Below are 23,162 nucleotides of genomic sequence, written 5' to 3'. Positions count from 1 at the left end.
GCTTCCAGCGTCCACATCGTCGTCCGCCCGCGCGAAAACCCCGACGGCTCGCTGCGAACCGGCGATGTGGGCGAATGGCGTGACGTCCTCGCCGAACTTCCCCGCCGCATCCACGAATGGATGCCGCGCCTCGCCGAGGAAGGCGTGGTCGGCGCGGACGCCATCTTCGCCTGCCTGGGACCGGCGCTGGAAATCTTCTCCCGCTATTCGCGGGTGGAGAAGGCCAGCGGCGAGGTAGTGACGCTGCGCGAATACCTGGAGCAGGTCTGGGCGGCCGTGGCGAAGGAGGCGCTGGCCCAGGTGTTCAAGGACGCCGATACCGCCGGATTCGAGCCCGATGCGCGGCTCACCGCCATGTGGCTATGGACGTTGAACGCAGGCGCGGCGCATGGAGACGAATCGCCGGCCGAAGCGGAGGAGGCCGACGAAGAAGAGGAAACCAAGGGCAAGGCTGCCCGGGCCAAGGGCGGCTTCGTGCTCGAATACGACGCTGCGCGCAAGATCGCCCAGGGCTTGGGCGCCCATCTGGAAGACCTGGATCATGTCGTCGAGGTCTGCGGGGAGAGCGCCCGTCTGCTGCCGGTTGCCGAACGCACCCAGTACCTTTTCGGCAAGCAAGAGGCCGATGCGCCGACCGGTGGGCGGAAGAAGAAGGCCGCCCAGATGGACCTGTTCGGCGAGCTGACAAAAGTCAGTCCCGACGAGACGGCGTGGAGCGAAAAGACCGTGGCGAAGATGGGCGAGACCACGCTGGACCGGGTGCACCAGGCCATGATCCTGTTTGCCGCCGGGCGCGGCGAGGCCCTGAAGCGATTTCTGGTCGAGGACGGCGCCGGGCGGGATCAACGCTTCTGGCGGCTGGCACAGGCGCTTTCCGCGCTGTATCCGTCTTCGACCAGCGAAAAGCGCTGGGTGGACGGTGTGCTGGCGCGCAAGAAAGGCTTGGGGTTGTGAGGCTGGGGTGAAGTGATGGTGACGATGGAAACACTGAAAGCGAAGAGAGAAGACATTCTGCGCCTGGCGCGGCAATGGGGGGCGCGCGACGTGCAGGTCTTCGGTTCGGTGGCGCGCGGCGACGCCGGGCCGCAAAGCGACGTGGATTTTCTGGTGCACTTCGAGCCGGAGCGTAGCCTGCTGGATCACGGGGGCCTGCTCATGGACTTGCAGGATCTGCTCGGCTGCCAGGTGGATGTGGTGGACGGCGATGCCATGCGTCCGCGTTTCCGGGACCGCGTGCTGAAGGAGGCCGTGCCGCTATGAGACTGGACGAGGAACGGCTGCTCGACATTCTGGAAGCCATCGAGGCGGTCGAACGGCACCTGCCGGCAACGTGGCAAGCGTTCGACGGGGATGAACTGGTGCGCGTCTGGTGCCTGCGGCATCTGGAGATCATCGGCGAGGCGGCGGCCAAGCTCTCCGACGAGACTCGGGACAAGGCGCCGGACATTCCCTGGAAGCAGATCGTCGGCACGCGCAACATCCTGATCCACGCCTATTTCGACGTGAACTGGCGGCGCGTGTGGGAGGTGGTGTCGCGTGACCTCCAGCCACTCAAGGCCGCGGTGCAGGCGCTGTTGAAGAAAATGGAAGGGCAGGCGCAGTGAAACTCAAACCCTGGTATGACGTAGTGAAGCCGCGCGAAGACTTGCGCGAGGGCAAGCCGCTCGATGCCTCCGAATTCGCCGTTCATCTGGACAAGGTGCGGCTGGGCACCGCGCCCAAGGATTATCGTGACGCCGCAACCTTCTTCGACCGGACGTTCCTGACCGAGAACCTGACGGGCCTGGGTGCGGAAGTGATGCGAAGGCTCTCCGGCATCACCACCGAAACGAGCGCGGTGTTCAACATGACCACGCAGTTCGGTGGCGGAAAGACCCACGCGCTGACCATGCTCTATCACTTGGCGCGGCATGGTTCGGCCGGCAACGGCTGGCGCGGTGTCACCAAGATTCTGCAGCGGGCGGGCATTCAGACCATCCCCGACCACTGCGCGGTGGCAGTGTTCGTCGGCACGGAGTTCGATTCCGTTACCGGCCGCGGCGGCATCGATGGTACGCCGCGGCGCAGAACCCCCTGGGGCGAGCTCGCCTGGCAATTGGGAGGGGAGGAATCCTTTGCCCATGTCGCCCAGCACGACGCGGAGTTCATCGAACCCAAGGGCGATGTGATCGAGAAGTTCCTGCCGAAGGACTCGCCCTGCCTGATCCTCATGGACGAGGTGCTGAACTACATCAGCACCTACCGCGACCGGGGTTGGCACAACAAGCTCTACAACTTCATCCAGGCGCTCTCCGAGACGGTTCGCGGGCGCCACAACGCGGTGCTGGTGGGCTCGATCCCGGCCTCGGAACTCTCCTACACGGACAAGGATGAAGCGGATCAGCAGCGCTTGAAGAACCTCCTGGATCGGCTGGGCAAGGCGGTGATCGTGTCGGTGGAATCGGAGGCCGCCGAGATCATCCGCCGCCGGCTGTTCGAATGGATGGATCAGGCCGTGACCCCGGATGGCCGGGTGATCCTCGACAAGGACGCCGAGGAAACCTGTCGGGCCTATGCCGACTGGATTCAGGAGAATCGACTGCAGTTGCCGAATCTGATCAATCCGGACCTGGCGCGCGACGAATTCCGCGCAACCTACCCGTTCCATCCGATGGTGATCTCCGTCTTCGAGCGGAAGTGGCAGACCCTGCCCCGCTTCCAACAAACGCGCGGCGTCCTGCGCCTGCTGGCCCTGTGGGTGTCCAGGGCCTACCAGGAGGGCTACAAGGGGGCGCAGCGCGATCCCTTGATCACGCTGGGAACGGCGCCGCTGGACGACCCCATGTTCCGTGCCGCCGTGTTCGAGCAACTGGGTGAAACCAGACTGGAGGCGGCCGTCACCACGGATATCGCCGGCAAGAAAGACGCCCACGCCGTGCGGCTCGATGCCGAGGCCTGTGACGCGATCAAGAAGGCCAGGCTTCACCGCAAGGTGGCCACCACGATCTTCTTCGAGTCCAACGGCGGACAGGTGGGCGATCAGGCGCAGGAGGCCAGCGTCCCGGAAATTCGGCTTGCCGTGGGCCAGCCCGAAAGCGACATCGGCAACATCGAGACCGTTTTGGAGGGGCTCGCCGACGCCTGCTATTACCTGAATGTCGAGAAGACCCGCTACAAGTTCAGCCTGAAGGAAAACCTGAACAAGCGCTTTGCCGATCGGCGGGCGACCGTGCAGGGTCCGCAAGTCGACGAAGAGGTCAAACGGGAGATACAGAAGATCTTCGCGCCGAAGCAGTTTGTCGAGCGGGTGTTCTTCCCCGAGAAGAGCATTCAGATCCCCGACCGGCCTGTGCTCAGCGTCCTCGTCGCCGACCTTGACCGGACGATGGAAGACGAGAAGTCGACCCGCCAGTTCGCGGAGCAGATGATCAGGGAATGTGGCACGGCGGCGCGGACGTTCAAGAGCGCGTTGATCTGGGTGGTGCCGGATTCCGCTCAGCCCATGCGGGAAGAGGCACGGAAGATTCTGGCCTGGCAGGCGATTCAAGACGAGGCGGATGATCTCAAGCTCGATGAGGCGCAGAAGAAGCAGCTCGCCGAGAACATCCACAAGGCCAAACGGGACCTGAAGGAGTCCATCTGGCGGGCCTACAAGCACCTGTTCCTGCTGGCCAAGGACAATTCGGTGAAGATGGTCGATCTCGGGCTCGTCCATTCCAGCGCAGCGGATACCCCTATCTCCAACATCCTCAACCGGCTGTCTGCCGATGGCGACGTGGAGAAGGGCGTGAGCCCGAACTTCTTGGTGCGAAACTGGCCGCCCGCTTTCAAGGAATGGGCAACCAAGTCGGTGCGTGATGCGTTCTACGCGTCGCCGGTTTTTCCGCGCTTGTTGAATGCGGAAGCCATCAAGGAAACCATCGCGCGCGGTGTCGAAAGTGGAATACTGGCCTACGTGGGCAAAGACGCCGCAGGCTCGTATCAGCCGTTTGTATTCAATCGGGGCGTGAGCCTCACCGACATCGAATTCTCCGATGACATGTTCGTCATCACGGCTGAAGTGGCACGGGCCTACCTGGATGCTCGAACCCCACCACCGCTGGCGGGGGTTCCCGTGCAAGGCGGCGGCACGGGCGTTGGAACAGGGACAAGTGGCAGCGCGGAACCAGGTGGGACACCGAGCGAACTCCGATCGGCGCCGACCCCGCCTGTTCCCGGGTGGGCGAAGATTGCCGGCATCCGATGGTCTGGCGAAGTGCCTCCACAGAAATGGATGAACTTCTACACCAAGGTGCTCTCGCGCTTTGCCGCTACCCCAGGCTTGAAGCTCACCATTTCGGTCGAGGTTAGCCCATCGGATGGCCTCTCGAAGCAGTCCCTGGAGGAGACGCAGAATGCTTTGCGGGAACTGGGGCTGGATGACCAGGTGACGGAGAATTGAGTTGCCAGATGATGAGATCAGTGCGTCGAAGGACCCTCGGCTTTTAAGCGCTTTGATGCCAAGGCGTAGTTCCTGAATCCGTGTCGATCTCGACCAACCCGGTGTAGGTCGGACTTCAATCCGATGGCTTGGGTGTCGGGCTGAAGCCCGACCTACAAGGCAACCGGTAGCATCGACACGGATTAGGAGAAAGCATATCGGCATCGAGCGTAATCCAACGTTGTTCGAGATGCGCGCGCCCCGCCTTGTCGGGTGCCCGAGTGGAGGCAATGCGATGCCAGTCACCCCCGTCGCCATGGACGCCAGAACCGCCGATGGCCGCTTTCCGATCCTCAATGAGGACTGGGCGGGTGAAATTGACCTGCCCCCGTTTTGCATACCACCGGTTTGGAACATCTGCGCGGGGTTGATAAGCTTTTCTGTTGGGTCCTGCGGGTCACGCAGGCTGCGCGATCAGCCGGCTGGCGATGCAGCGAGGCGAGTCGTGCCGCAGGGATGCGGCCGCAGCTCGCGTGGGGTCGCCCCTCATGGAAGTCGATCCGCCACTATGCGATCTCGTGGCGCGCCTGCGCCCATGTCTGGAAGCAGTGCTCATTCAGGCACTCGTCGCGCAACTTGCCATTGAAGCTCCCGATGTAGGCGTTTTGCGTCGGCTTGCCAGGCTGGTTGAGGATGTACCGCACGCCTTTTGCAGTGGCCCAGGCCAGGAACGCCCGGCTGGTGAACTCCGGCCCTTGGTCGGTTCGCACGGACTGCGGGTAGCCGCGGAAGCGGGCCGCCTGAATCAGCACGCGCGTGACATACTCGCCGCCGATGCCGTGATCCACGGCGATGTCCATGCGTCGAGCGCGCCCAACGGCTCGTCCATCAACACGAGCTGGGGGTCGAAGACCAGTGCACGGGTCAGGGCCACGCGCTGCTGCTGCCCGCCGGACAGTTGCGCCGGGTAACGGTCCGTCATGCGCCCCATCTGCACCATGTCCAGCGCGCGCTTGACCTTGGCTTCGCGCTCCGCGCGCGGCATACGGCGCACGGTCAGGGGATAAGCGATATTGTCCCCAACCGTCATGTGGGGGAAGAGCGCGTAGTTTTGGAACACCATCCCAAAGTGTCGCCTGTGCGGCGGGGTGTGGGTGATGTCTCGCCCGCGTAGTCGGATTTCGCCCGCCGTGGGGGTTTCGAAACCGGCCAGCATCATCAGCGTGGTGGTCTTTCCTGAGCCGGACGGCCCCAGCAGCGAGAGGAACTCTCCTGCTTGAATGTCGAGGTGTAGGTCGCGCACCACCAGGTGCTCGCCATCATAGGTCTTCTGAACGCCAGAGAAAGTGACCAGGGGGTCTTTTGTCGTCATCGGTCTTTGTCAAGTACCACTGACGCGAATCTACCGGGCAATGGACCCCGCCGCCGATACCGTTGGGGCCGCTCGCCAGCCCGGCTGTGCTGCTGCTGCCTCCACTACAGGGAAACCCCTATGGTGCGTGGAGGCCGGTTATGACGGTAACGTGCTGACTGATGGTGCATGACGCCGTGGCCATGCCCCCATGGGGCGCACCGTCTGCCGGCATGCCGCGCTCAGCGCCCGATGGCACCATCTGCCCACACCGCGCGATCCGCGTTCAGCGCCGGGGGCGGACGCTGCGCCGTGGGTCGCTGGCCATCGAAGAGCACTGGATGCGCCACCATCGGAGGGCGGTCGGGTGCAGCGGGCAACACCATGCCGCGCGCCTGCACATGCGGATGGGCCATCACCTGCCCAATGTCGTGGATCGGCGCGCAAGGCACACCAGCCGCATCCAGTTGTCGCACCCAATCGGCCGTCTCGCGTGTGCGGGTCCATTCGGCGATCTGCGGCACCAAGAGGCCGCGGTGCTCCACCCGCGCGGGGTTGGTGGCAAAGCGCGCATCGCGGGCCACCTCGGGGTAGCCGGCCACCTCGCAAAAGCGCCGGAACTGCGCATCGTTGCCCACGGCCAGCACCAGGTGTCCGTCGCGGGTGGGGAACGCCTGATAGGGCACGATGTTGGGATGGGCGTTGCCCATGCGCCGGGGTGTGCGCTGGCCGATGAGCTGGTTGCTGGCCTGATTGGCCAGCATGGCCACCTGTACATCGAACAGAGACACATCCAGTACCCGCCCGCGGCCGGTGCGCTGGCGCTCATGCAGCGCAGCCAAGATGGCGGTGGCCGCGTACACCCCTGTCATCAGGTCCGTGACAGCCACGCCCACCTTCTGCGGCTCGCCGTCGGGTTCGCCGGTGATGCTCATCAGCCCACCTTCGGCCTGGATGGCAAAGTCGTATCCCGCCTTGTGCGAAAGCGGCCCGGTCTGCCCGTAGCCGGTGATGGAGCAGTAGATCAGCCGCGGGTTGAGGGCTTGCAGGTTGTGTGCGTCCAGGCCGTATTTGGCCAGTTGGCCGACTTTGTAGTTCTCGATCAGCACGTCGGCCTCGCGGGCCAGTTCGCGCACCCGTTGGATGCCTTCGGGGCTGGCGATGTCGATGGCGACGGAACGCTTGCCCCGGTTGGCACAGATGAAGTAGGCGGCTATGCGCTCATTGCCTTGCGCCGGGTCGGGCGACCACCAGGGCGGTCCCCAGGCGCGGGTGTCGTCGCCGCTGCCCGGGCGCTCCACCTTGATCACGTCGGCCCCGTAGTCGGCCAGGATTTGGCTGGCCCATGGGCCGGCCAGCACACGCGACAGGTCCAGCACCTTGACGCCTTCCAGCGGGCGCGGGGACGGGGCAGGGGGGCGAGGGTCGGGCAAGGCCATGTTGGGCATCTGGGGCTCAGTTGGAGAACGCGGCAATGCCGGTGATGGCACGGCCCAGAATGAGGGCGTGGATATCGTGCGTGCCCTCGTAGGTGTTGACCACTTCCAGGTTCACCAGGTGGCGCGCCACGCCGTATTCGTCGCTGATGCCGTTGCCGCCCATCATGTCGCGGGCCATGCGGGCGATGTCGAGCGCCTTGCCGCAGCTGTTGCGTTTGAGAATGGAGGTGATCTCCACCGCCGCGCTGCCTTCGTCTTTCATGCGGCCAAGGCGCAGACAGCCTTGCAGGCCCAGGCTGATTTCGGTCAGCATGTCGGCCAGTTTTTTCTGGATGAGCTGATTGGCCGCGAGCGGGCGGCCAAACTGCTGCCGATCCAGCACATACTGGCGCGCGCGGAAATAGCAGTCCTCTGCTGCGCCCAGCGCCCCCCAGGCGATACCGTAGCGCGCACTGTTCAAGCAGGTGAAGGGGCCTTTGAGACCGCGAATATCGGGGAAGGCGTTCTCTTCGGGGCAGAACACCTCGTCCATCACGATCTCGCCGGTGATGGAGGTGCGCAGTCCCACCTTCCCATGCACGGCGGGCGCGCTCAGGCCTTTCCAGCCCTTTTCCAGAATGAAGCCGCGGATCTGCCCTTCATCGTCCTTGGCCCAGACGACGAATACGTCGGCAATGGGCGCGTTGGTGATCCACATCTTGGCGCCGCTCAAGGCATAACCGCCAGGCACCTTTTTGGCGCGGGTGATCATGCTGCCGGGGTCGGAGCCGTGGTTGGGCTCCGTCAGGCCAAAGCAGCCGACCCATTCGCCCGTGGCCAGCTTGGGCAGGTACTTTTGCTTCTGCGCTTCGGTCCCGAATTCGTAAATCGGCACCATCACCAGCGAGCTTTGCACGCTCATCATGCTGCGATAGCCGCTGTCCACACGCTCCACCTCGCGCGCGACCAGGCCATAGCAGACGTAGTTCAGGCCCGCGCCGCCGTATTGCTCGGGAATGGTCGGGCCCAGCAGGCCGAGTTCGCCCATCTCGTTGAAGATGGTGCGGTCGGTCTTTTCGTGGCGGAAGGCTTCCTGCACGCGGGGCAGCAGGCGCGCTTGGCAGTAAGCGTGGGCCGCATCGCGCACCTGGCGCTCGTCGTCGGTGAGCTGATCGTCCAGCCCAAAGGGGTCGGACCAGGAAAAGCGGTTGTGGGAAGCCATGGTGATGTCTCACATCTGCAGGGGTTGCGAAAAGGCCCATCCTAAGGCGGAGAATCCGGCTTGGCAAACGAAAAATTTTCGGTCAGATATGATCGAATCGAATAAAAGCCGTGCTGGTCTGTTGCCGGCAAGACCGCCAGGCCGTACGACGACCCCAGGCATGACCATGAAGCGCAAGCTCCCCTCTACCCAAGCCCTGAACTGTTTCGAGGCGGCCGCCCGTCACCAAAGCTTCACCCGCGCCGCGCAAGAGCTGAACCTGACGCAGGGCGCCGTCTCGCGCCAGGTGGCAGCGCTGGAGGCGTTTTTGGGCGTGCCGCTGTTCAAGCGCACCCAGCATGGCATGGCGCTGACCCCCGCCGGGGCCGACTATGCCCGCCAGGTGCGCCAGCGGCTCGATGCCCTAGAGCGCGACGCGGTGGACCTGATGGGCCGGCGCGGGCAGGGCGATAGCCTGACGTTGGCCACCGTACCCACCTTTGCCACCCGTTGGCTCATTCCCCGTCTGCCCCGGCTGGCCGCGCAGCACCCCGACTTGCAGGTGCATCTGGAAACCCGTACCCGGCCCTTTCTGTTCACCGACACCGGCATCGACGCTGCCCTGTGGGCTGGCACCCCGCAGCAGCTGCAGCAATGGGCCGGCACCCAGGCCACCCACCTGATGGACGAGGACGTGCTGCCCGTGTGCAGCCCACACCTGCTGCCCCAGGGTCAGCCCATCGAGCCAACTGCGCTGGCCGAATGGCCGCTGTTGCAACAGTCCACCCGGCCCGAGGCTTGGCGCCAATGGTTCGATGCCCAAGGCGTGAATGCCCCCCGCGCGATGGCGGGTCCCCGATATGAACTGTTTTCCATGCAGGCTGCCGCTGCCATGGCCGGCCTGGGGGTAGCCCTCATGCCCACACTGCTCGTGCAGGCCGAATTGGCCAGCGGCGCATTGGTGGTGGCCTGCCCGCGACCCTTGAAAGCGCAGCGGGCGTATTACCTGGTGCAGCCGCAACTGGTCGAGCGGCCGGCGCTGGCGGCGTTCAGGGCGTGGGTGGTGGGGGAGTGCGTCAGGAATTCTTGAGCCTCAGCCTCTGGCTGCCCTGAGCGCCTCGCCCATGATGGCCAAGCTCTCATCGAGCACAGCGTCGCTGGCGGTCAGGGGCACCAGGATGCGGATGACGTTGGCATAGACGCCGCACGACAGCAGCACCAGGCCGCGCTTGAGCGCTTCGGCACACATGCGCTTGGTGAGTTCGGCGGCGGGCTTGTTGAGGTCGCCGCCGTCGAACAGTTCGATGGCCACCATGGCACCCAGTCCGCGCACGTCGCGGATTTCCGGATGCTGGGCCATCAGGGTGGTTAGGCCGGCTTTGAGGCGCTCGCCCACGGCGCGGGAGCGCTCCAGCAGCCGCTCTTCCTCAAACACGTCCAACACGGCCAGCGCAGCGGCGCAGGCCAGCGGGTTGCCGGCGTAGGTGCCGCCCAGGCCGCCGGGCAGCGGTTTGTCCATGATCTCGGCCTTGCCGATGACGGCGGAAAGGGGAAAGCCCCCCGCCATGCTCTTGGCCATGGTAATGAGGTCCGGCGCCACGCCCCACTGTTCGCAGGCCAGCCAAGTGCCGGTGCGGCCGGCGCCGGTTTGCACTTCGTCGGCGATCAGCACGATGCCGTGCTGATCGCACAGGGCGCGCAAGGCCTGGGCGAATTCGGGCGGCGCCACGTAGAAGCCGCCTTCGCCTTGCACCGGCTCCAGGATGATGGCAGCCACGCGCTGTGGCTCCACATCGTATTTGAAAATGTGCTCCACCGAGCGCAGGGCGTCGGTCACGCTGATGCCGTGCAGCGCATTCGGATATTCGGCATGGTAAATCTCGGCCGGGAAGGGGCCAAAGCCCGCTTTGTACGGAGCCACCTTGCCGGTCAGCGCCATGCCCAGCAGGGTGCGGCCATGGAAGCCGCCACCAAAAGCAATCACCGCCTGGCGCTGGGTGGCGGCGCGCGCGATTTTGATGGCGTTTTCCACCGCCTCGGCTCCCGTGGACAGGAAGAAGGCTTTCTTGGGAAAGTGGCCCGGTGCCTTGGTAATGAGGCGCTCGGCCAGTTCGACATACGGCTCGTAGGCCAGCACCTGGAAGCAGGTGTGGTGCACCTTGTCGAGTTGGGCCTTGACCGCTTCGACGATCTTGGGGTGGCGGTGGCCGGTATTGAGCACGGCGATGCCGCCGGCAAAGTCGATGTAGCGGCGGCCCTCGACGTCCCAGATCTCGGCGCCTTCGGCGTGGTCGGCAAAGACCTCGTAGGTCTGGCCCAGGCCAGCGGGCAGGGCGGCGCGTCGGAATGGCCGCCACGATGGATGGCACTGTATCGGTCCAGCGGCCCGAGAACATAGACAGAGGCGTCTTGAGTGCCGATGCACTGTATTGCCCCGACGCCCGATACAGATTGGCCCCGATGTTCACCCTGGATCCCCAACACCCCACGCCCCTGGTGCTGCAGATCGTCGATGGTTTTCGCGATCTGATCCGTGCTGGCGCACTACGGCCTGGGGCCAAAGCGCCGTCGATTCGGCAGTTTGCGCATGCGCATGGGGTGAGCGTGTACACCGTGGTCGACGCGTATGATCGTTTGGTGGCGCTGGGGTATTTCGTCTCGCGACCCCATTCGGGCTTTTTCGTGCGCAGCCGCGAAAGTCAGGCCGAAGCGGCGGCCGGATCCGGGCCGCAGTATCACTTCGATTCCATGTGGTATCTGCGGCGGGTGTTCGAAAACCGCAATTTGCGCCTGAAGCCTGGCTGCGGTTGGCTGCCCAATGACTGGCTGTTTGGTGATGGACTCAAGCGCAGCCTGCGTGCCCTGGCCAGCGATTCGGTGGATTTGGGGGGATATGGCGAACCCAAGGGCTTTACTGGGCTGCGACAACTGGTGCGCGACCTGTTGGCCGAGCAGGAGATCGTACTGAGCAGCGACCAGGTGCTGCTGACGCACGGCTCCAGCCAGGCGATGGATCTGGTGGCGCGGCGCTTGGTGCAGCCGGGCGATGCAGTCTTGGTGGACCAGCCCGGCTACCCGAATCTGTTGTTCTCGCTGCGGTTTTTGGGGGCGCGGCTGATCGGCGTGCCCCGCACCCCGCAGGGCTGGGATCTGGCCACGCTGGAAGCGCGTATTCTGGAGCACCGACCCAAAGTCTTTTTTACCCAGCCGCGGTTGCAAAGCCCCACGGGCTCCGTGGCGCATCTGTCCCATCTGCACCGGGTGGTGCAACTGGCCGAACGCCACCAACTGCGCATCGTAGAAAACGACATCTACGCCGATCTGGATCCAGAGCCGCGCCCGTCGCTTGCCAGTCTGGACCAGTTGCAGCGCGTGGTGCACCTTGGCAGCTTTTCCAAAACCATTTCGCCCAACCTGCGCGTTGGCTATGTCGCCGCCCACCCCGATGTGCTGGAGGACTTGGCGCAGCTCAAGATGATCTCCGGGCTGACATCGTCCGAGTTTTCGGAGCGCCTGGCCTATGGGGCACTGATCGATGGCCGCTGGCGCAAGCATCTGCGCGTGCTGCGCCAGCGCCTGGCCGATGCACACCAGCGCAGCGCCGAGCGGCTGGAGCGCATGGGCTTTGAGCTGTTTGCGCAGCCTGCGGCGGGTATGTTTCTATGGGCGCGCCACCCTGCGATCGACAACGCCTCGACGCTGGCCTATCAGGCGGCCGAGCAGGACATTTTGCTCGGGCCGGGCCATCTGTTCGGCTTGGATCTGTCGCCCAGTCCGTGGCTGCGCTTCAATGTGGCCTTTTGCGCAGACGAGGCACTGTGGCGCTTCTTGTCCGAAGCCACGGGCGGGGCGGCTGGGCGTTGACCGCCTGCGGCCTCGCATCCGCACTCACACGGCCCAAGTGGAGCCGTGCTCGGGCACGAGCGCCGCGCGGTGCAGCTCCCGCTCGATGCGACAGCGCAGGGCGTCGGCTGCGTCCGCTTCCCCATGGGTGACGAAGACGCGGCGGGGCTCGCCCGGGATGGCGCGCAACCAGGCCATGAGCCCGTCGGCGTCCGCATGGGCCGAAGCGGTCTGCAGCAGCGCCACTTCGGCCTGCACGGCCCAATCCTGGCCGTGGATGCGCACGGTCGGGGCGCCGCGTTGCAGCGCATCGCCCCGTGTGCCCGGCGCTTGATAGCCCGTCAGAATGACCATGTGTCGGTGATCCCCCAGGTAGAGTTTGAGGTGGTGCAACACCCGGCCGCCGGTGGCCATGCCGCTGCCGGCCAGAATCACCTTGGGGCCGTGGTGGCGCGCGATGGCCTGGGATTCGTCCGGCGTGCGGGCCGCTTGCACCCCGTGGGTCATGTGTTGCACCTGGGCCGCGCTGAGACGATGCTCCCCCGGATGCTCGGCGAGCAACGCCGTCGCCTGTATGGCCATCGGGCTGTCCAGATAGACTGGCAGCGACCGCGGCAGCCGCTGCTGGCGCTTGAGCTGGTCGATCGCATGTATCACTGCCTGCGCCCGCCCCACCGCAAAAACCGGAATCACGGCGGTGCCACCCCGGGCGGCGACACGCGCCAGCAGCGGCGCCAGCTCGTCGATCAGGTTGCCGGCTGGATGCAGCCGGTTGCCATAGGTGGACTCGACTACCACCGCATCGGCCGCTGGCGGAGGATCGGGGGGGAACATCAGCGTGTCGTCCACTCGGCCCAGGTCACCCGAGAAGAGCAGTCGCTGTCCGCCGACCGTGATCAGCACCGACGACGCCCCCAAGATATGTCCCGCACCAAAGAACTGCACCCGCCAGCCAGGTATCGGCTCGAACGGCTGGTATAGCGGCTGCGCACGCAGATGGCGCAGCGCACGCATGGCGTCGTCCACCGTGTACAGGGGCAGGGCGGGCGAGTGTCGGGAGAAGCCGTGCCGGTTGGCAAAGGCGGCGTCCTCCTCCTGCAGGTGGGCACTGTCGGGCAGCAGAATCTCACACAGATCGCGCGTGCCGGCGGTGCACCAGATCTTGCCGTGGAACCCTTCGCGCACCAGCAGCGGCAGGTGGCCGCTGTGGTCGATGTGGGCGTGGGTCAGCACCACGGCCCGAATCTGCCCTGGCACGATGGGCAACGGATTGCGGTTGCGCAGCCGCAGCGCTTTGTAGCCCTGGAACAGACCGCAGTCCACCAACAGTGCCTCGCCGTTGTGCTGCACCAGATACTTGGAGCCGGTGACGGTGCCGGCCCCACCGAGGAATTGAATGCGCACGTCCATGCGCACATGGTACCGGACGGCGCGTGGACGGGAGGGTGGTCGGTTCAACGATCCCGCCGCCGGCGCAAGCCGCGCAAGGCGGAGGCGGCCTGGGCGCGGGCCGCCCGTCCGGTCAGGAGAAAAAATCGCGCGCCTTCTCGAACCAGCCTTTTTCGTTGGGGCTGTGTTTGTTGCCGTTTTTCTTGAGCGATTCGTCCAACTCGCGCAACAGCCGACGCTGGTGTTCGGTCAGCTTGACGGGGGTTTCCACCGCAATGTGGGCGTACAAATCCCCGGGGTAGCTGGAGCGCACGCCCTTGATGCCGCGGCCGCGCAGGCGGAAGGTCTTGCCGTGCTGCGTGCCCTCGGGGATGTCGATGGTGGCTTTGCCATCTAGGGTGGGTACATCCACCTCGCCACCCAGGGCTGCGGTGGTGATGCTGATGGGGACCTGCACATGCAGATCGTCACCGTCGCGCTCGAACAGGTCGTGCTTGCGGATGCGGATTTCGATGTACAGGTCGCCGGGCGGGCCGCCGTTGCGTCCGGGCTCGCCATTGCCGCTGGAGCGAATGCGCATGCCGTCGTCGATGCCAGCTGGGATCTTGATCTCCAGCGTCTTGTGGCGTTTGATCTTGCCTTCGCCGCGACAGGTCGGGCATGGCTCCGGGATGATCTTGCCGCTGCCGTGGCAGTGTGGGCAGGTCTGCTGCACACTAAAAAAGCCTTGGCGAATCTGCACCACGCCGCTGCCGTGGCAAGTCGGACAGGTCTTGGCGCTGGTGCCGGGCTTAGCGCCCGAGCCGTGGCAGGTGTCGCAGTCTTCCCAGCTCGGAATGCGAATTTGCGCGTCCTTGCCGCGCGCCGCCTCTTCCAGGGTGATTTCCATCGCGTAGGACAGGTCTGCGCCGCGGTAAACCTGCCGGCCACGCGCGCCGCGCGGCGCGCCGAAGATGTCCCCGAAGATGTCGCCAAACGCTTCGGAAAAGCCCGCAAAGCCGTCTGCGCCCGCACCGCTGGCGCGCATGTTGGGGTCCACCCCGGCATGCCCGTACTGGTCGTACGCCGCGCGCTTTTGGGGGTCGGAGAGCATCTCGTAGGCCTCTTTGACCTCCTTGAACTTTTCCTCCGCCACCTTAGCCGCATCACCTTGGTTGCGGTCGGGGTGGTACTTCATGGCCAGCTTGCGGTACGCCTTTTTGATGTCGTCATCGCTGGCGTTGCGGGCCACGCCCAGGATTTCGTAATAGTCACGTTTGGCCATGTCGATCCACGGATGTCATGAGCACGAAAGCCGCGCCGGGGGGAGGCCCATGCGCGGCGTGAGGGTTATGCAAGCGGCGACGCAGATCAAGATCAGTCGCGCTTGACCTCCTTGACTTCGGCGTCGACGATGTCGTCCGCGCCGCCCTTGGCCGCGCCGCTGCCCGCGCTGCCATCACCGCCTGCCTGCGCGCCTGCCGCGGCCTGGGAGGCCTGCATGTCGGCATACATCTTCTCGCCCAGTTTTTGGCTGGCGTTCATCAGGGCCTCGGTCTTGGCCTCGATCGTGGCCTTGTCGTCACCCTTGACGGCGTCTTCGACCTCCTTGATCGCGGCCTCGATGCGGTCGCGCTCGGCAGCGTCGAGCTTGTCACCGTAGTCCTTCAGGCTCTTGCGCACCGAGCTGACCAGCGCGTCGGCCTGGTTGCGGGCCTGCACCAGCTCGACCTTTTTCTTGTCCTCGGCGGCGTTGAGCTCGGCGTCCTTGACCATGCGCTGGATTTCTTCCTCCGTCAGACCCGAATTGGCCTTGATGGTGATTTTGTTTTCCTTGCCGGTGCCTTTGTCCTTGGCGCTGACGTGCAGGATGCCGTTAGCGTCGATGTCGAAGGTAACTTCGATCTGCGGAATGCCGCGCGGCGCTGGCGGGATGCCCTCCAGGTTGAACTCACCCAGCAGCTTGTTGCCGGCGGCCATCTCGCGCTCGCCCTGATAGACCTTGATGGTCACCGCTGGCTGGTTGTCTTCGGCGGTGGAGAACACCTGGCTGAACTTGGTCGGAATCGTGGTGTTCTTCTTGATCATCTTGGTCATGACGCCGCCCATCGTCTCGATGCCGAGCGACAGCGGGGTCACGTCCAGCAGCAGCACGTCCTTGCGCTCGCCCGACAGCACCGAACCTTGGATGGCCGCTCCGACCGCCACCGCCTCATCGGGGTTGACATCCTTGCGCGGCTCCTTGCCGAAGAATTCCTTGACCTTTTCCTGCACTTTGGGCATGCGCGTCATGCCACCGACCAGAATCACATCGTCGATGTCGCTGGCCTTGACGCCGGCGTCCTTGATCGCCACGCGGCAGGGCTCAATGGTGCGCTCGATCAGGTCTTCGACCAGGCTTTCCAGCTTGGCGCGGGTCAGCTTGATATTCAGGTGCTTCGGCCCCGTGGCGTCGGCCGTGATGTAGGGCAGGTTGATGTCGGTCTGCGAGCTGTTGGACAGCTCGATCTTGGCCTTCTCGGCCGCCTCCTTCAAGCGCTGCAGCGCCAGCACGTCCTTGGTCAGGTCGACACCCTGTTCCTTCTTGAACTCGGTGATGATGTAGTCGATGATGCGCTGGTCGAAGTCCTCGCCACCCAGGAAGGTGTCGCCGTTGGTGGAGAGCACCTCAAACTGCTTTTCGCCATCGACGTCAGCGATTTCGATGATGGAGATGTCGAAGGTGCCACCGCCCAGGTCATAAACGGCGATCTTGCGGTCGCCTTTGCCAGCCTTGTCCAGGCCGAAAGCCAGCGCCGCGGCAGTCGGCTCGTTGATGATGCGCTTGACCTCCAGGCCCGCGATGCGGCCGGCGTCTTTGGTGGCCTGGCGCTGCGCGTCGTTGAAGTAGGCCGGCACGGTGATGACGGCCTCGGTCACCGGTTCGCCCAGGTAGTCCTCGGCAGTCTTTTTCATTTTGCGCAGCACCTCGGCGCTGACCTGCGGCGGGGCGAGCTTCTGGCCACGCACTTCCACCCAGGCGTCGCCGTTGTCGGCCTTGACGATTTTGTAGGGCATCAGATCGATGTCCTTCTGGACCTCTTTTTCCTCGAACTTGCGGCCGATCAGACGCTTGACGGCGAACAGCGTGTTCTTCGGATTGGTCACAGCCTGCCGTTTGGCTGGTGCGCCGACGAGAATCTCGCCATCTTCCATGTACGCCACGATCGAGGGCGTGGTGCGTGCGCCTTCGGAATTTTCAATGACTTTCGGGGTGCTGCCCTCCATGATGGCCACGCACGAGTTGGTGGTGCCCAGGTCGATGCCAATGATCTTGCCCATGTGATGCTCCTGATCGGTTCTGAATCGAGGGAATACGAAACTGTTTTGGAATGTGGGGGTAGCTGTTCGCCATTCAAGTGCCGTCTTGCGCGGTCACTGGGACGCCGCGACAGTCACCAAGGCGGGGCGCAGCACGCGCTCGGCCATCAGGTAACCCTTTTGCAGCGTGCTGACCACGGTGTTGGCGGGCTGATTGGCCGGCACCACGCTGATGGCCTGATGTTGATGCGGATCGAAGCGCTCCCCGGCGGCAGGCGCAATGGGTGTGACTTTGTGGCGCGCCAGCGCAGAAAGCAACTGCTGCAGCGTTGCTTCAGCCCCCTCGCGGATCTGTTGCAGTGTGGCCTCCTGCACGGCAAGCCCGGCCTCCAGGCTGTCCACCACGGGCAGCAGGCTCTCGGCAAAGGACTCGACGGCGAATTTACGTACCTTGGCGATTTCTTCCTCGGCGCGTCGGCGGGTGTTGTCGGCCTCGGCCAGTGCGCGCAACAGCTGGTCGTTGAGCTCCGCGTTGCGCTGGCGCAGCTGGTTCAGCTCCGCTTGCAGATCGGCCGCAGTCGTCTCCTGAGCAGCGGACGACGAGGCGGGCGCATCGGCGCCTGGGGTGAGGGGCGATGGGTTTTCGGGGTTGGTCATGTGCGTCGTCATGGTCGTTGTGCGGGGGCGTTCGACACCCAAGAGGGCAAATGGGGGTGTGCGACGGCGGTTCAAGGGGGGGCAAAGATCCGTGTCAAAATCGATAGGAAAGGAGCCACGCAGATGAAACTGTTGCGCTATGGAGCGCCCGGTAATGAGCGGCCTGGTTTGCTGGATGCACATGGGGTGCGGCGCGACCTGTCTGGGGTGGTCGGGGAACTGGGCCCGCACGCGCTCGGGCCGGACGCCCTGGCCAGACTGGCGCGGCTCGACCCCACCCGGCTGCCCGAGGTGGACCCGTCCGAGCGCTTGGGCCCCTGCGTGGGGCAGATCGGCAATGTGATCGCCATTGGCCTCAATTATGCCGACCACGCGGCCGAAGCCGGCCTGCCCATCCCGAAGCAACCCATCGTGTTTAGCAAACACACGTCGGCGGTGGTCGGTCCGCACGACGATGTCTGGCTGCCGCCGGGGGCGCAAAAGCTGGATTGGGAGGTCGAAATGGCGGTGGTGATTGGCCAGCCGGCGTGGCATGTCGCACCAGAAGCGGCGCTGCAACACGTTGCCGGCTACTGCCTGGCCAACGACGTGTCCGAGCGCGCCCACCAGATCGAGATGGAAGGGCAGTGGATCAAGGGCAAGAGCTATCCGACGCATTGTCCCCTGGGCCCCTGGCTGGTGACGGCCGACGAGATCCCCGACCCGCAGGCAGTGGACTTGTGGTTGGACGTCAACGGGGCGCCGCGCCAGCGGGGCAACACCCGCACCATGATTTTTGGTGTGGCGCAGATCGTCAGTTACCTCAGCCGCTTCATGCGGCTGCTGCCGGGTGATGTGATTTTGACCGGCACGCCCCCCGGAGTGGGCATGGGCCAGCGTCCGCCGGTGTACCTACAGGTGGGGGACGTCGTTACGCTGGGCAGCCCGGTGTTGGGCGAGCAGCGCCAGCGCATTGTCGCGGCGCCCGTGCCGGTCTGAGCGGCACCCCAGCCCGGGGTGGTCCGCCGCGCGGTGCGGGCAATGGCTCCTGCCGACCGCCGCAGGCTGGCGGGTGGTGGCTACCATGGAGACCATCATGACCGATGCGCTCCTGAACCCCGCTGCCACCTGCGTGGCCAGCCCCGACGTGCTGGTGCTGCAGCACACCTTGGAAGACCCCCCGGGCTATTTGGCCACATGGCTGGATGCCGTAGGCGCGCGCTGGGACGTGTTCTGTGCCGAGGCCGGGCAGGCATATCCGACCTCGGTGGCCGGCTACCGGGCGCTGGCGGTGTTGGGCGGGGAGTGGAGTGCCAACGACGATCGCGCGAGCCTGCGCCAGGCCGAGGCGCTGATCCGCGAGGCCGACGCGCTAAGCATCCCAACACTCGGCCACTGTCTGGGTGCCCAGTTGATGGCCCGTGCCCTGGGCGGGCGGGTACAGCGCCTGCCGAGGCCGGAGATCGGCTGGCTGCCAATTGGCCACGATGGCAGCGCCGCCGCGCGCGAGTGGTTGGGCGAGGCGTCCGCCGCCGTGGTCTATCAGTGGCACTACGACGGCGTGGTGGCGCTGCCACCGGGCGCGGCCGTGCTGGCCGCATCGGACGCCTGCGCCGTGCAGGCCTATGCCCTCGGGCCGCATCTGGGGATGCAGTTCCACATCGAGATCACACCGCTCAAGATCGAGAGCTGGCTGGCCAACCCCGGTGAAATCTACCCGGACGCCGTAGACGCGTATCCCGAAACGGTACAAGCGCCGGCGGCGATGCGCGCTGCCACCCGCGCGCACCAAGCCGCGAGCTATCGCCTGGCCGACCACATCTATGGCACCTGGCGGCGGCGCTGGCGCACTGCCTAGGGTCTGGCCCGAGGAGCGGCATACTCCCGTGCCATGCACGACGATGCTTCCAGCCCCCTTTATGCGGCCCACGACGGCGTGGCCACGATCACCCTCAACCGCCCGCGCCACCGCAACCGCTTACACGACGAAGATTTGCGCGCGTTGGTGCGCCATGTCGAATCGGCCAACCGAGACGCTTCGGTCCGGGTGCTCGTGCTCCAGGCGCGGGTGCTGCCGGATGCGCCGGTGTTCAGTGCCGGTTTCCACCTGGGTGGATTCGGGGCCGACGCCGGGGCGGCGGTCGATGCCTTTGCCCACGCGGCCGACGCGCTGGCCCGGGCGCGCCCAATCACGGTCGCAGCCTTGGCCGGCAGTGTCTATGGCGGGGCCACCGACCTGGCCTTGGCGTGCGACTTTCGCATTGGTGTGCAGGGGATGGAGCTGCGCATGCCCGCAGCCGCGCTGGGGTTGCACTACTACCCCAGTGGCATGCGCCGTTGCGTGGCCACGCTGGGCCTGCCGGCGGCGCGTCGGCTTTTTCTGACCGCACAGCCGCTGAGCGCGGCAGAGCTACTGGCGCTGGGATACCTGGATGAACTGGTGCAACCTGCCGACCTGGAGGCCGCCGTGCAGCGCCTGCGCCCGCTTCGAAGGGTGCTAAGCCTGTGCTCGGCTCACCAGCCCCCCAATGGCCCCCAGCCGTTGCGACAGCCGTTCGGCAGCGGTGCGCAAGGCCTGGGCTTGGATACCGCCGGGGCTCAGGTCGAGCAGGGCGCTGGGGCCAATGGCGGCAATGGCCAGGGCCAAGCGGCCAAAACCGTCAAACACCGGTACTGCCATTGCGCTGATGCCAGGCAGCAGTTCGTCGCGCACCCGGCTCAGGCGCTCGCGTCGGATGGTCTCCAGCTCGGCCGCGAAGTCCGGGTCCTGCAAGGTGTCCAGCTCGCCCTCGCGCGCCAGGGCCTCGTTCACTACTGCGGGGGGCGCAAAGGCGGCAAAGATTTTTCCTGTACCCGTGTGGCGCAGCGACGCCGGGGTGCCATGGCGCATGGCCACGTGCACCGCCGTGGGGCCATGCTCCACATGGACGATGATCGGCCCCACCGGCCCCCACACCGCGACCGATACCGTGCAGCCCACCGCTTGCGCCAGTGCGGGCAGCTCGGCCAATGCCAGGCGCACCGGGTCCACCTGCTGCAGTCCGATCAGCCCCAACTGCAACGCCAACGGCCCCAGGCCATAGTGGCCGCTGACCGGGTCCTGCTCGATCAGGCCAATCTTGCCAAAGCTGACCAGATAGGGGTGCGCCTTGGCCGCCGCCATGCCCGCAGCGCGCGCCAAGTCCTTCAGCGGCAGGGCTGAACCGCTGCGCACCAGCGCCTTGAGCAACTGCCCCCCGACCTCCACGCTCTGAATACCCCGCGGTCCGCGCGACTCGGACTCGTCGCTCATACCGCCATCCGTCGTCATTGGGGGGTGTCGTGCATTCATGTTCATCATGGTTGGGTCATCGGCCGGGTCGCTCGGGTGCGCCAGTGTTGGGGTTTACCCGAGCCGAATTCGTTGGACATGGTACAACGAACCCGGGTATCATCCGTTTTGTTGTATGACAAATGCGTTAGGTATAGATGAATTTTCGGCCTGCGCCCACGGAGCCCCCCATGAGTACCAAAGCCTTTGCCAGCCAAGCCGACCTGCAGGACAAGCGGGTCAGTTTCACCAAGCTGTCTGACCATGCCTATGCCTACACCGCCGAGGGCGATCCCAACACCGGCGTCATTGTCGGCGACAACGCCGTCATGGTCATCGACACCCAGGCCACGCCGGTGATGGCGCAGGACGTGATCCGCCGCATCCGCGAGGTCACCGACAAGCCCATCAAGTATGTGGTGCTGAGCCACTACCACGCGGTGCGCGTGCTGGGCGCCAGTGCTTACCAACCCGAGCACATCATCGCCAGCCAGGACACCTACGATCTGATCGTCGAGCGCGGCGAGCAGGACAAGGCCAGCGAGATCGGTCGTTTTCCGCGCCTGTTCCGGGCGGTGGAGTCGGTGCCGCCTGGGCTGACCTGGCCCACCATCACCTTCACCGGCCGGATGACGATCTGGCTGGGCAAGCTGGAGGTGCAACTGCTGCAGCTGGGCCGCGGCCACACCAAGGGCGACACGGTGGCCTGGCTGCCGCAGGAAAAAATCCTGTTCAGCGGCGACCTGGTGGAGTTCGACGCCACGCCGTACGCCGGGGACGCCTATTTCCGCGACTGGCCGCAGACGCTGGACAACATCGCCGCACTGCGTCCCGAGAAGCTCGTGCCCGGTCGCGGCGCGGCGCTCACAAGCCCCGAGCAGGTGCAGGCGGGCCTGTCCGGCACCAAGGCCTTCATCTCGGATGTCTACGCCAGCGTGTGCGAGGGGGTGGCCGCGGGCAAGGACCTGCACACCGTCTACCAAGAGACCTACGCCCGGCTCAAGCCCAAGTACGGTCACTGGGTGATTTTCGACCACTGCATGCCCTTTGACGTCACGCGCTGCTACGACGAGGCCACGCAGTACCCCGACCCCCGCATCTGGACCGCCGAGCGCGACCGCCAGATGTGGGAAACCCTGGAAGGCTGAGACCGCTTTCGCCACCCGAGAGGAGACCGACCATGCAGATACAACGCATCCACCATGTCGCCTACCGCTGTAGGGACGCCAAGGAAACCGTCGAGTGGTACGTCAAGCACTTGAACATGAAGTTCGTGCTGGCCATCGCCGAGGACCAGGTGCCCTCCACCAAGGCGCCGGACCCCTATATGCATGTGTTCCTCGACGCGGGGCAGGGCAATGTGCTGGCGTTCTTTGAACTGCCCAACTCGCCGGCCATGGGGCGTGACCCCAACACCCCCGAGTGGGTGCAACACATCGCCTTCAAGGTCGACAGCGTCCAGACCCTGGAGGAGACCAAGGCGCGGCTAGAGTCGGCCGGCATCCCCGTCGTCGGCATCACCGACCACACCATTTTCAAAAGTATTTATTTTTTCGATCCCAACGGCCACCGCATCGAACTGGCGGCCGATGTCGGCACGCCAGACATGTACGAGAAGCTCGATGCCGTGAAGTGGCAGATGCTGGACGAATGGGCCCAGACCAAACGGGCGCCCAAACACGCGGCTTGGATGCACGAAACCGAGTTCCGCGGCGCGGCTGCTTGAGTGGGCATATCAGCCAAAGGGGATCACCGACCATGCTGCACACCTACACCTATCCGCAGTACGCCTACCGGCAAAGCGACGAGCAGCGCGACGGCCAGCGGGTGCGCCACCCGGTCATCGTGATCGGTGCCGGCCCCGTGGGGCTGACGCAGGCCCTCGACTGTGCTGCGCGCGGCATCCCCACCGTCGTGCTCGACGACAACAACACGGTCAGCATCGGCTCGCGCGCGGTGTGTTACGCCAAGCGTACGCTGGAGATTTGGGATCGCCTTGGCCTGGGTGAAGATCTGGTTGCGCAAGGCATTCAGTGGAAGGTCGGTAAGGTGTTTTTCCGCGACGAGCTGGCCTATCAGTTTGACCTGCTGCCGGAGGACCACCACAAGATGCCGGCGATGATCAACCTGCAGCAGTACTACCTGGAAGAGCGGCTGGTGCGCGCCTGCGACGCCTCGCCGCTGGTGGACCTGCGTTGGAAGCACAAGGTGCTGGCGCTGGAGCCGCAGGCCGATCACGTGGTGCTGACCATCGAGACGCCCGACGGCATCTTCAAGACCGAGGCGTCGTGGCTGATCGCCTGCGACGGCGCCAGCAGCGATGCGCGCCGCATGAT

The 23,162-nt window shown here is 65.2% G+C and carries 19 protein-coding genes and 3 pseudogenes; 12 read left to right on the top strand and 10 right to left on the bottom strand.

All coding sequences use genetic code 11. From position 1 onward, the window contains the following. From P3W97_RS05625 to P3W97_RS05610, 4 genes are all read left to right on the top strand, one after another. Nucleotides 1-954, top strand: a 954-nt coding sequence (locus P3W97_RS05625) for a hypothetical protein (RefSeq protein ID WP_300844605.1), incomplete at its 5' end; no start/stop codon positions are given. Between the two features lie 15 nt (nucleotides 955-969). Then, the gene (locus tag P3W97_RS05620; RefSeq protein ID WP_300844603.1) at nucleotides 970-1,260 is read left to right on the top strand and encodes a nucleotidyltransferase family protein; all 291 of its coding nucleotides are present in this window, start codon (nucleotides 970-972) and stop codon (nucleotides 1,258-1,260) included. Continuing rightward, a complete protein-coding gene (locus tag P3W97_RS05615) occupies nucleotides 1,257-1,604 on the top strand; it encodes a DUF86 domain-containing protein (protein WP_300844602.1) in 348 nt (115 codons plus the stop codon). Before P3W97_RS05620 ends, P3W97_RS05615 begins: the two co-directional genes overlap by 4 nt. Continuing rightward, nucleotides 1,601-4,420 (top strand): DUF499 domain-containing protein, encoded by a 2,820-nt coding sequence (locus tag P3W97_RS05610; protein ID WP_300844600.1) that lies wholly within the window; start codon nucleotides 1,601-1,603, stop codon nucleotides 4,418-4,420. Before P3W97_RS05615 ends, P3W97_RS05610 begins: the two co-directional genes overlap by 4 nt. Nucleotides 4,421-4,968: 548 nt before the next feature. Here P3W97_RS05610 and P3W97_RS05605 read toward each other — a convergent pair. The 4 genes and pseudogenes from P3W97_RS05605 to P3W97_RS05590 all read right to left on the bottom strand — a co-directional run. Next, nucleotides 4,969-5,259: pseudogene (locus P3W97_RS05605) on the bottom strand (integrase core domain-containing protein); the annotation flags it as partial. 2 nt (nucleotides 5,260-5,261) lie between these two features. Beyond that, nucleotides 5,262-5,771 (bottom strand): annotated as a pseudogene (locus P3W97_RS05600) (ABC transporter ATP-binding protein); the annotation flags it as partial. 221 nt (nucleotides 5,772-5,992) lie between these two features. Beyond that, nucleotides 5,993-7,189: a CaiB/BaiF CoA-transferase family protein gene (locus P3W97_RS05595; protein WP_300844613.1), complete on the bottom strand. Its 1,197-nt coding sequence runs from the start codon at nucleotides 7,187-7,189 to the stop codon at nucleotides 5,993-5,995. A gap of 16 nt (nucleotides 7,190-7,205) precedes the next feature. Then, on the bottom strand, nucleotides 7,206-8,390 hold the full coding sequence (locus P3W97_RS05590; RefSeq protein ID WP_300844597.1) for an acyl-CoA dehydrogenase: 1,185 nt from the start codon (nucleotides 8,388-8,390) through the stop codon (nucleotides 7,206-7,208). 166 nt (nucleotides 8,391-8,556) lie between these two features. On the opposite strand from P3W97_RS05590, the gene P3W97_RS05585 reads away from it, so the two are divergent. Beyond that, nucleotides 8,557-9,459, top strand: a complete 903-nt coding sequence (locus P3W97_RS05585; protein ID WP_300844611.1) for a LysR substrate-binding domain-containing protein — start codon at nucleotides 8,557-8,559, stop codon at nucleotides 9,457-9,459. A gap of 3 nt (nucleotides 9,460-9,462) precedes the next feature. Here P3W97_RS05585 and gabT read toward each other — a convergent pair whose 3' ends face one another. Beyond that, a complete protein-coding gene (gene gabT / locus P3W97_RS05580) occupies nucleotides 9,463-10,743 on the bottom strand; it encodes a 4-aminobutyrate--2-oxoglutarate transaminase (protein ID WP_300844609.1) in 1,281 nt (426 codons plus the stop codon). 86 nt (nucleotides 10,744-10,829) lie between these two features. Between gabT and P3W97_RS05575 the strand changes: the two genes are divergently transcribed. Next, nucleotides 10,830-12,233 carry a PLP-dependent aminotransferase family protein gene (locus P3W97_RS05575; RefSeq protein WP_300844595.1) on the top strand — a complete coding sequence of 468 codons (1,404 nt, stop codon included), beginning with the start codon at nucleotides 10,830-10,832 and terminating at the stop codon, nucleotides 12,231-12,233. A gap of 24 nt (nucleotides 12,234-12,257) precedes the next feature. Here the strand turns inward: P3W97_RS05575 and P3W97_RS05570 are convergent, their stop codons facing one another. The 4 genes from P3W97_RS05570 to grpE form a co-directional block, all read right to left on the bottom strand. Then, complete coding sequence (locus tag P3W97_RS05570) at nucleotides 12,258-13,622, bottom strand: MBL fold metallo-hydrolase (protein ID WP_300844593.1); 1,365 nt, start codon at nucleotides 13,620-13,622, stop codon at nucleotides 12,258-12,260. 112 nt (nucleotides 13,623-13,734) lie between these two features. Further along, on the bottom strand, nucleotides 13,735-14,865 hold the full coding sequence (dnaJ, locus tag P3W97_RS05565) for a molecular chaperone DnaJ (protein ID WP_300844589.1): 1,131 nt from the start codon (nucleotides 14,863-14,865) through the stop codon (nucleotides 13,735-13,737). A gap of 92 nt (nucleotides 14,866-14,957) precedes the next feature. Beyond that, a complete protein-coding gene (gene dnaK, locus P3W97_RS05560; RefSeq protein WP_300844587.1) occupies nucleotides 14,958-16,901 on the bottom strand; it encodes a molecular chaperone DnaK in 1,944 nt (647 codons plus the stop codon). Between the two features lie 93 nt (nucleotides 16,902-16,994). Further along, on the bottom strand, nucleotides 16,995-17,537 hold the full coding sequence (gene grpE, locus P3W97_RS05555) for a nucleotide exchange factor GrpE (protein WP_300844607.1): 543 nt from the start codon (nucleotides 17,535-17,537) through the stop codon (nucleotides 16,995-16,997). A gap of 123 nt (nucleotides 17,538-17,660) precedes the next feature. On the opposite strand from grpE, the gene P3W97_RS05550 reads away from it, so the two are divergent. The 3 genes and pseudogenes from P3W97_RS05550 to P3W97_RS05540 all read left to right on the top strand — a co-directional run. Then, entirely contained in the window at nucleotides 17,661-18,515 is an 855-nt protein-coding gene (locus tag P3W97_RS05550) for a fumarylacetoacetate hydrolase family protein (protein ID WP_300844585.1), read from the top strand. Nucleotides 18,516-18,612: 97 nt separating this feature from the next. After that, entirely contained in the window at nucleotides 18,613-19,374 is a 762-nt protein-coding gene (locus P3W97_RS05545; RefSeq protein ID WP_300844583.1) for a type 1 glutamine amidotransferase, read from the top strand. A 33-nt stretch (nucleotides 19,375-19,407) separates the two neighbouring features. Beyond that, nucleotides 19,408-19,944 (top strand): annotated as a pseudogene (locus tag P3W97_RS05540) (enoyl-CoA hydratase/isomerase family protein); the annotation flags it as partial. A 69-nt stretch (nucleotides 19,945-20,013) separates the two neighbouring features. Here P3W97_RS05540 and P3W97_RS05535 read toward each other — a convergent pair. Continuing rightward, a complete protein-coding gene (locus tag P3W97_RS05535; protein WP_300844581.1) occupies nucleotides 20,014-20,808 on the bottom strand; it encodes an IclR family transcriptional regulator in 795 nt (264 codons plus the stop codon). Between the two features lie 209 nt (nucleotides 20,809-21,017). Here P3W97_RS05535 and P3W97_RS05530 point away from each other — a divergent pair, with 209 nt between their 5' ends. The 3 genes from P3W97_RS05530 to P3W97_RS05520 form a co-directional block, all read left to right on the top strand. Beyond that, nucleotides 21,018-21,974, top strand: coding sequence for an MBL fold metallo-hydrolase (locus P3W97_RS05530; protein ID WP_300844580.1), 957 nt, complete (start codon nucleotides 21,018-21,020; stop codon nucleotides 21,972-21,974). 32 nt (nucleotides 21,975-22,006) lie between these two features. Beyond that, nucleotides 22,007-22,552 carry a VOC family protein gene (locus tag P3W97_RS05525; protein ID WP_300844577.1) on the top strand — a complete coding sequence of 182 codons (546 nt, stop codon included), beginning with the start codon at nucleotides 22,007-22,009 and terminating at the stop codon, nucleotides 22,550-22,552. Nucleotides 22,553-22,584: 32 nt separating this feature from the next. Then, nucleotides 22,585-23,162: FAD-dependent monooxygenase (locus tag P3W97_RS05520; protein ID WP_300844575.1), on the top strand; the 578-nt coding region annotated here is incomplete at its 3' end.

Source organism: Tepidimonas sp. (assembly GCF_029335975.1).
GTDB lineage: Bacteria > Pseudomonadota > Gammaproteobacteria > Burkholderiales > Burkholderiaceae_C > Tepidimonas.
This window is presented reverse-complemented; position numbering and strand designations above follow the sequence as displayed.

Excerpts from the sequence above, each read along its gene's own strand:
- P3W97_RS05620 (WP_300844603.1), top strand. The coding sequence starts at position 970 with ATGGTGACGATGGAAACACTGAAAGCGAAGAGAGAAGACATTCTGCGC.
- P3W97_RS05615 (WP_300844602.1), top strand. The coding sequence starts at position 1,257 with ATGAGACTGGACGAGGAACGGCTGCTCGACATTCTGGAAGCCATCGAG.
- P3W97_RS05595 (WP_300844613.1), bottom strand. The coding sequence starts at position 7,189 with ATGGCCTTGCCCGACCCTCGCCCCCCTGCCCCGTCCCCGCGCCCGCTG.
- P3W97_RS05590 (WP_300844597.1), bottom strand. The coding sequence starts at position 8,390 with ATGGCTTCCCACAACCGCTTTTCCTGGTCCGACCCCTTTGGGCTGGAC.
- P3W97_RS05585 (WP_300844611.1), top strand. The coding sequence starts at position 8,557 with ATGAAGCGCAAGCTCCCCTCTACCCAAGCCCTGAACTGTTTCGAGGCG.
- P3W97_RS05575 (WP_300844595.1), top strand. The coding sequence starts at position 10,830 with ATGTTCACCCTGGATCCCCAACACCCCACGCCCCTGGTGCTGCAGATC.
- P3W97_RS05570 (WP_300844593.1), bottom strand. The coding sequence starts at position 13,622 with ATGGACGTGCGCATTCAATTCCTCGGTGGGGCCGGCACCGTCACCGGC.
- dnaJ (WP_300844589.1), bottom strand. The coding sequence starts at position 14,865 with ATGGCCAAACGTGACTATTACGAAATCCTGGGCGTGGCCCGCAACGCC.
- dnaK (WP_300844587.1), bottom strand. The coding sequence starts at position 16,901 with ATGGGCAAGATCATTGGCATCGACCTGGGCACCACCAACTCGTGCGTG.
- grpE (WP_300844607.1), bottom strand. The coding sequence starts at position 17,537 with ATGACCAACCCCGAAAACCCATCGCCCCTCACCCCAGGCGCCGATGCG.
- P3W97_RS05550 (WP_300844585.1), top strand. The coding sequence starts at position 17,661 with ATGAAACTGTTGCGCTATGGAGCGCCCGGTAATGAGCGGCCTGGTTTG.
- P3W97_RS05545 (WP_300844583.1), top strand. The coding sequence starts at position 18,613 with ATGACCGATGCGCTCCTGAACCCCGCTGCCACCTGCGTGGCCAGCCCC.
- P3W97_RS05535 (WP_300844581.1), bottom strand. The coding sequence starts at position 20,808 with ATGAGCGACGAGTCCGAGTCGCGCGGACCGCGGGGTATTCAGAGCGTG.
- P3W97_RS05530 (WP_300844580.1), top strand. The coding sequence starts at position 21,018 with ATGAGTACCAAAGCCTTTGCCAGCCAAGCCGACCTGCAGGACAAGCGG.
- P3W97_RS05525 (WP_300844577.1), top strand. The coding sequence starts at position 22,007 with ATGCAGATACAACGCATCCACCATGTCGCCTACCGCTGTAGGGACGCC.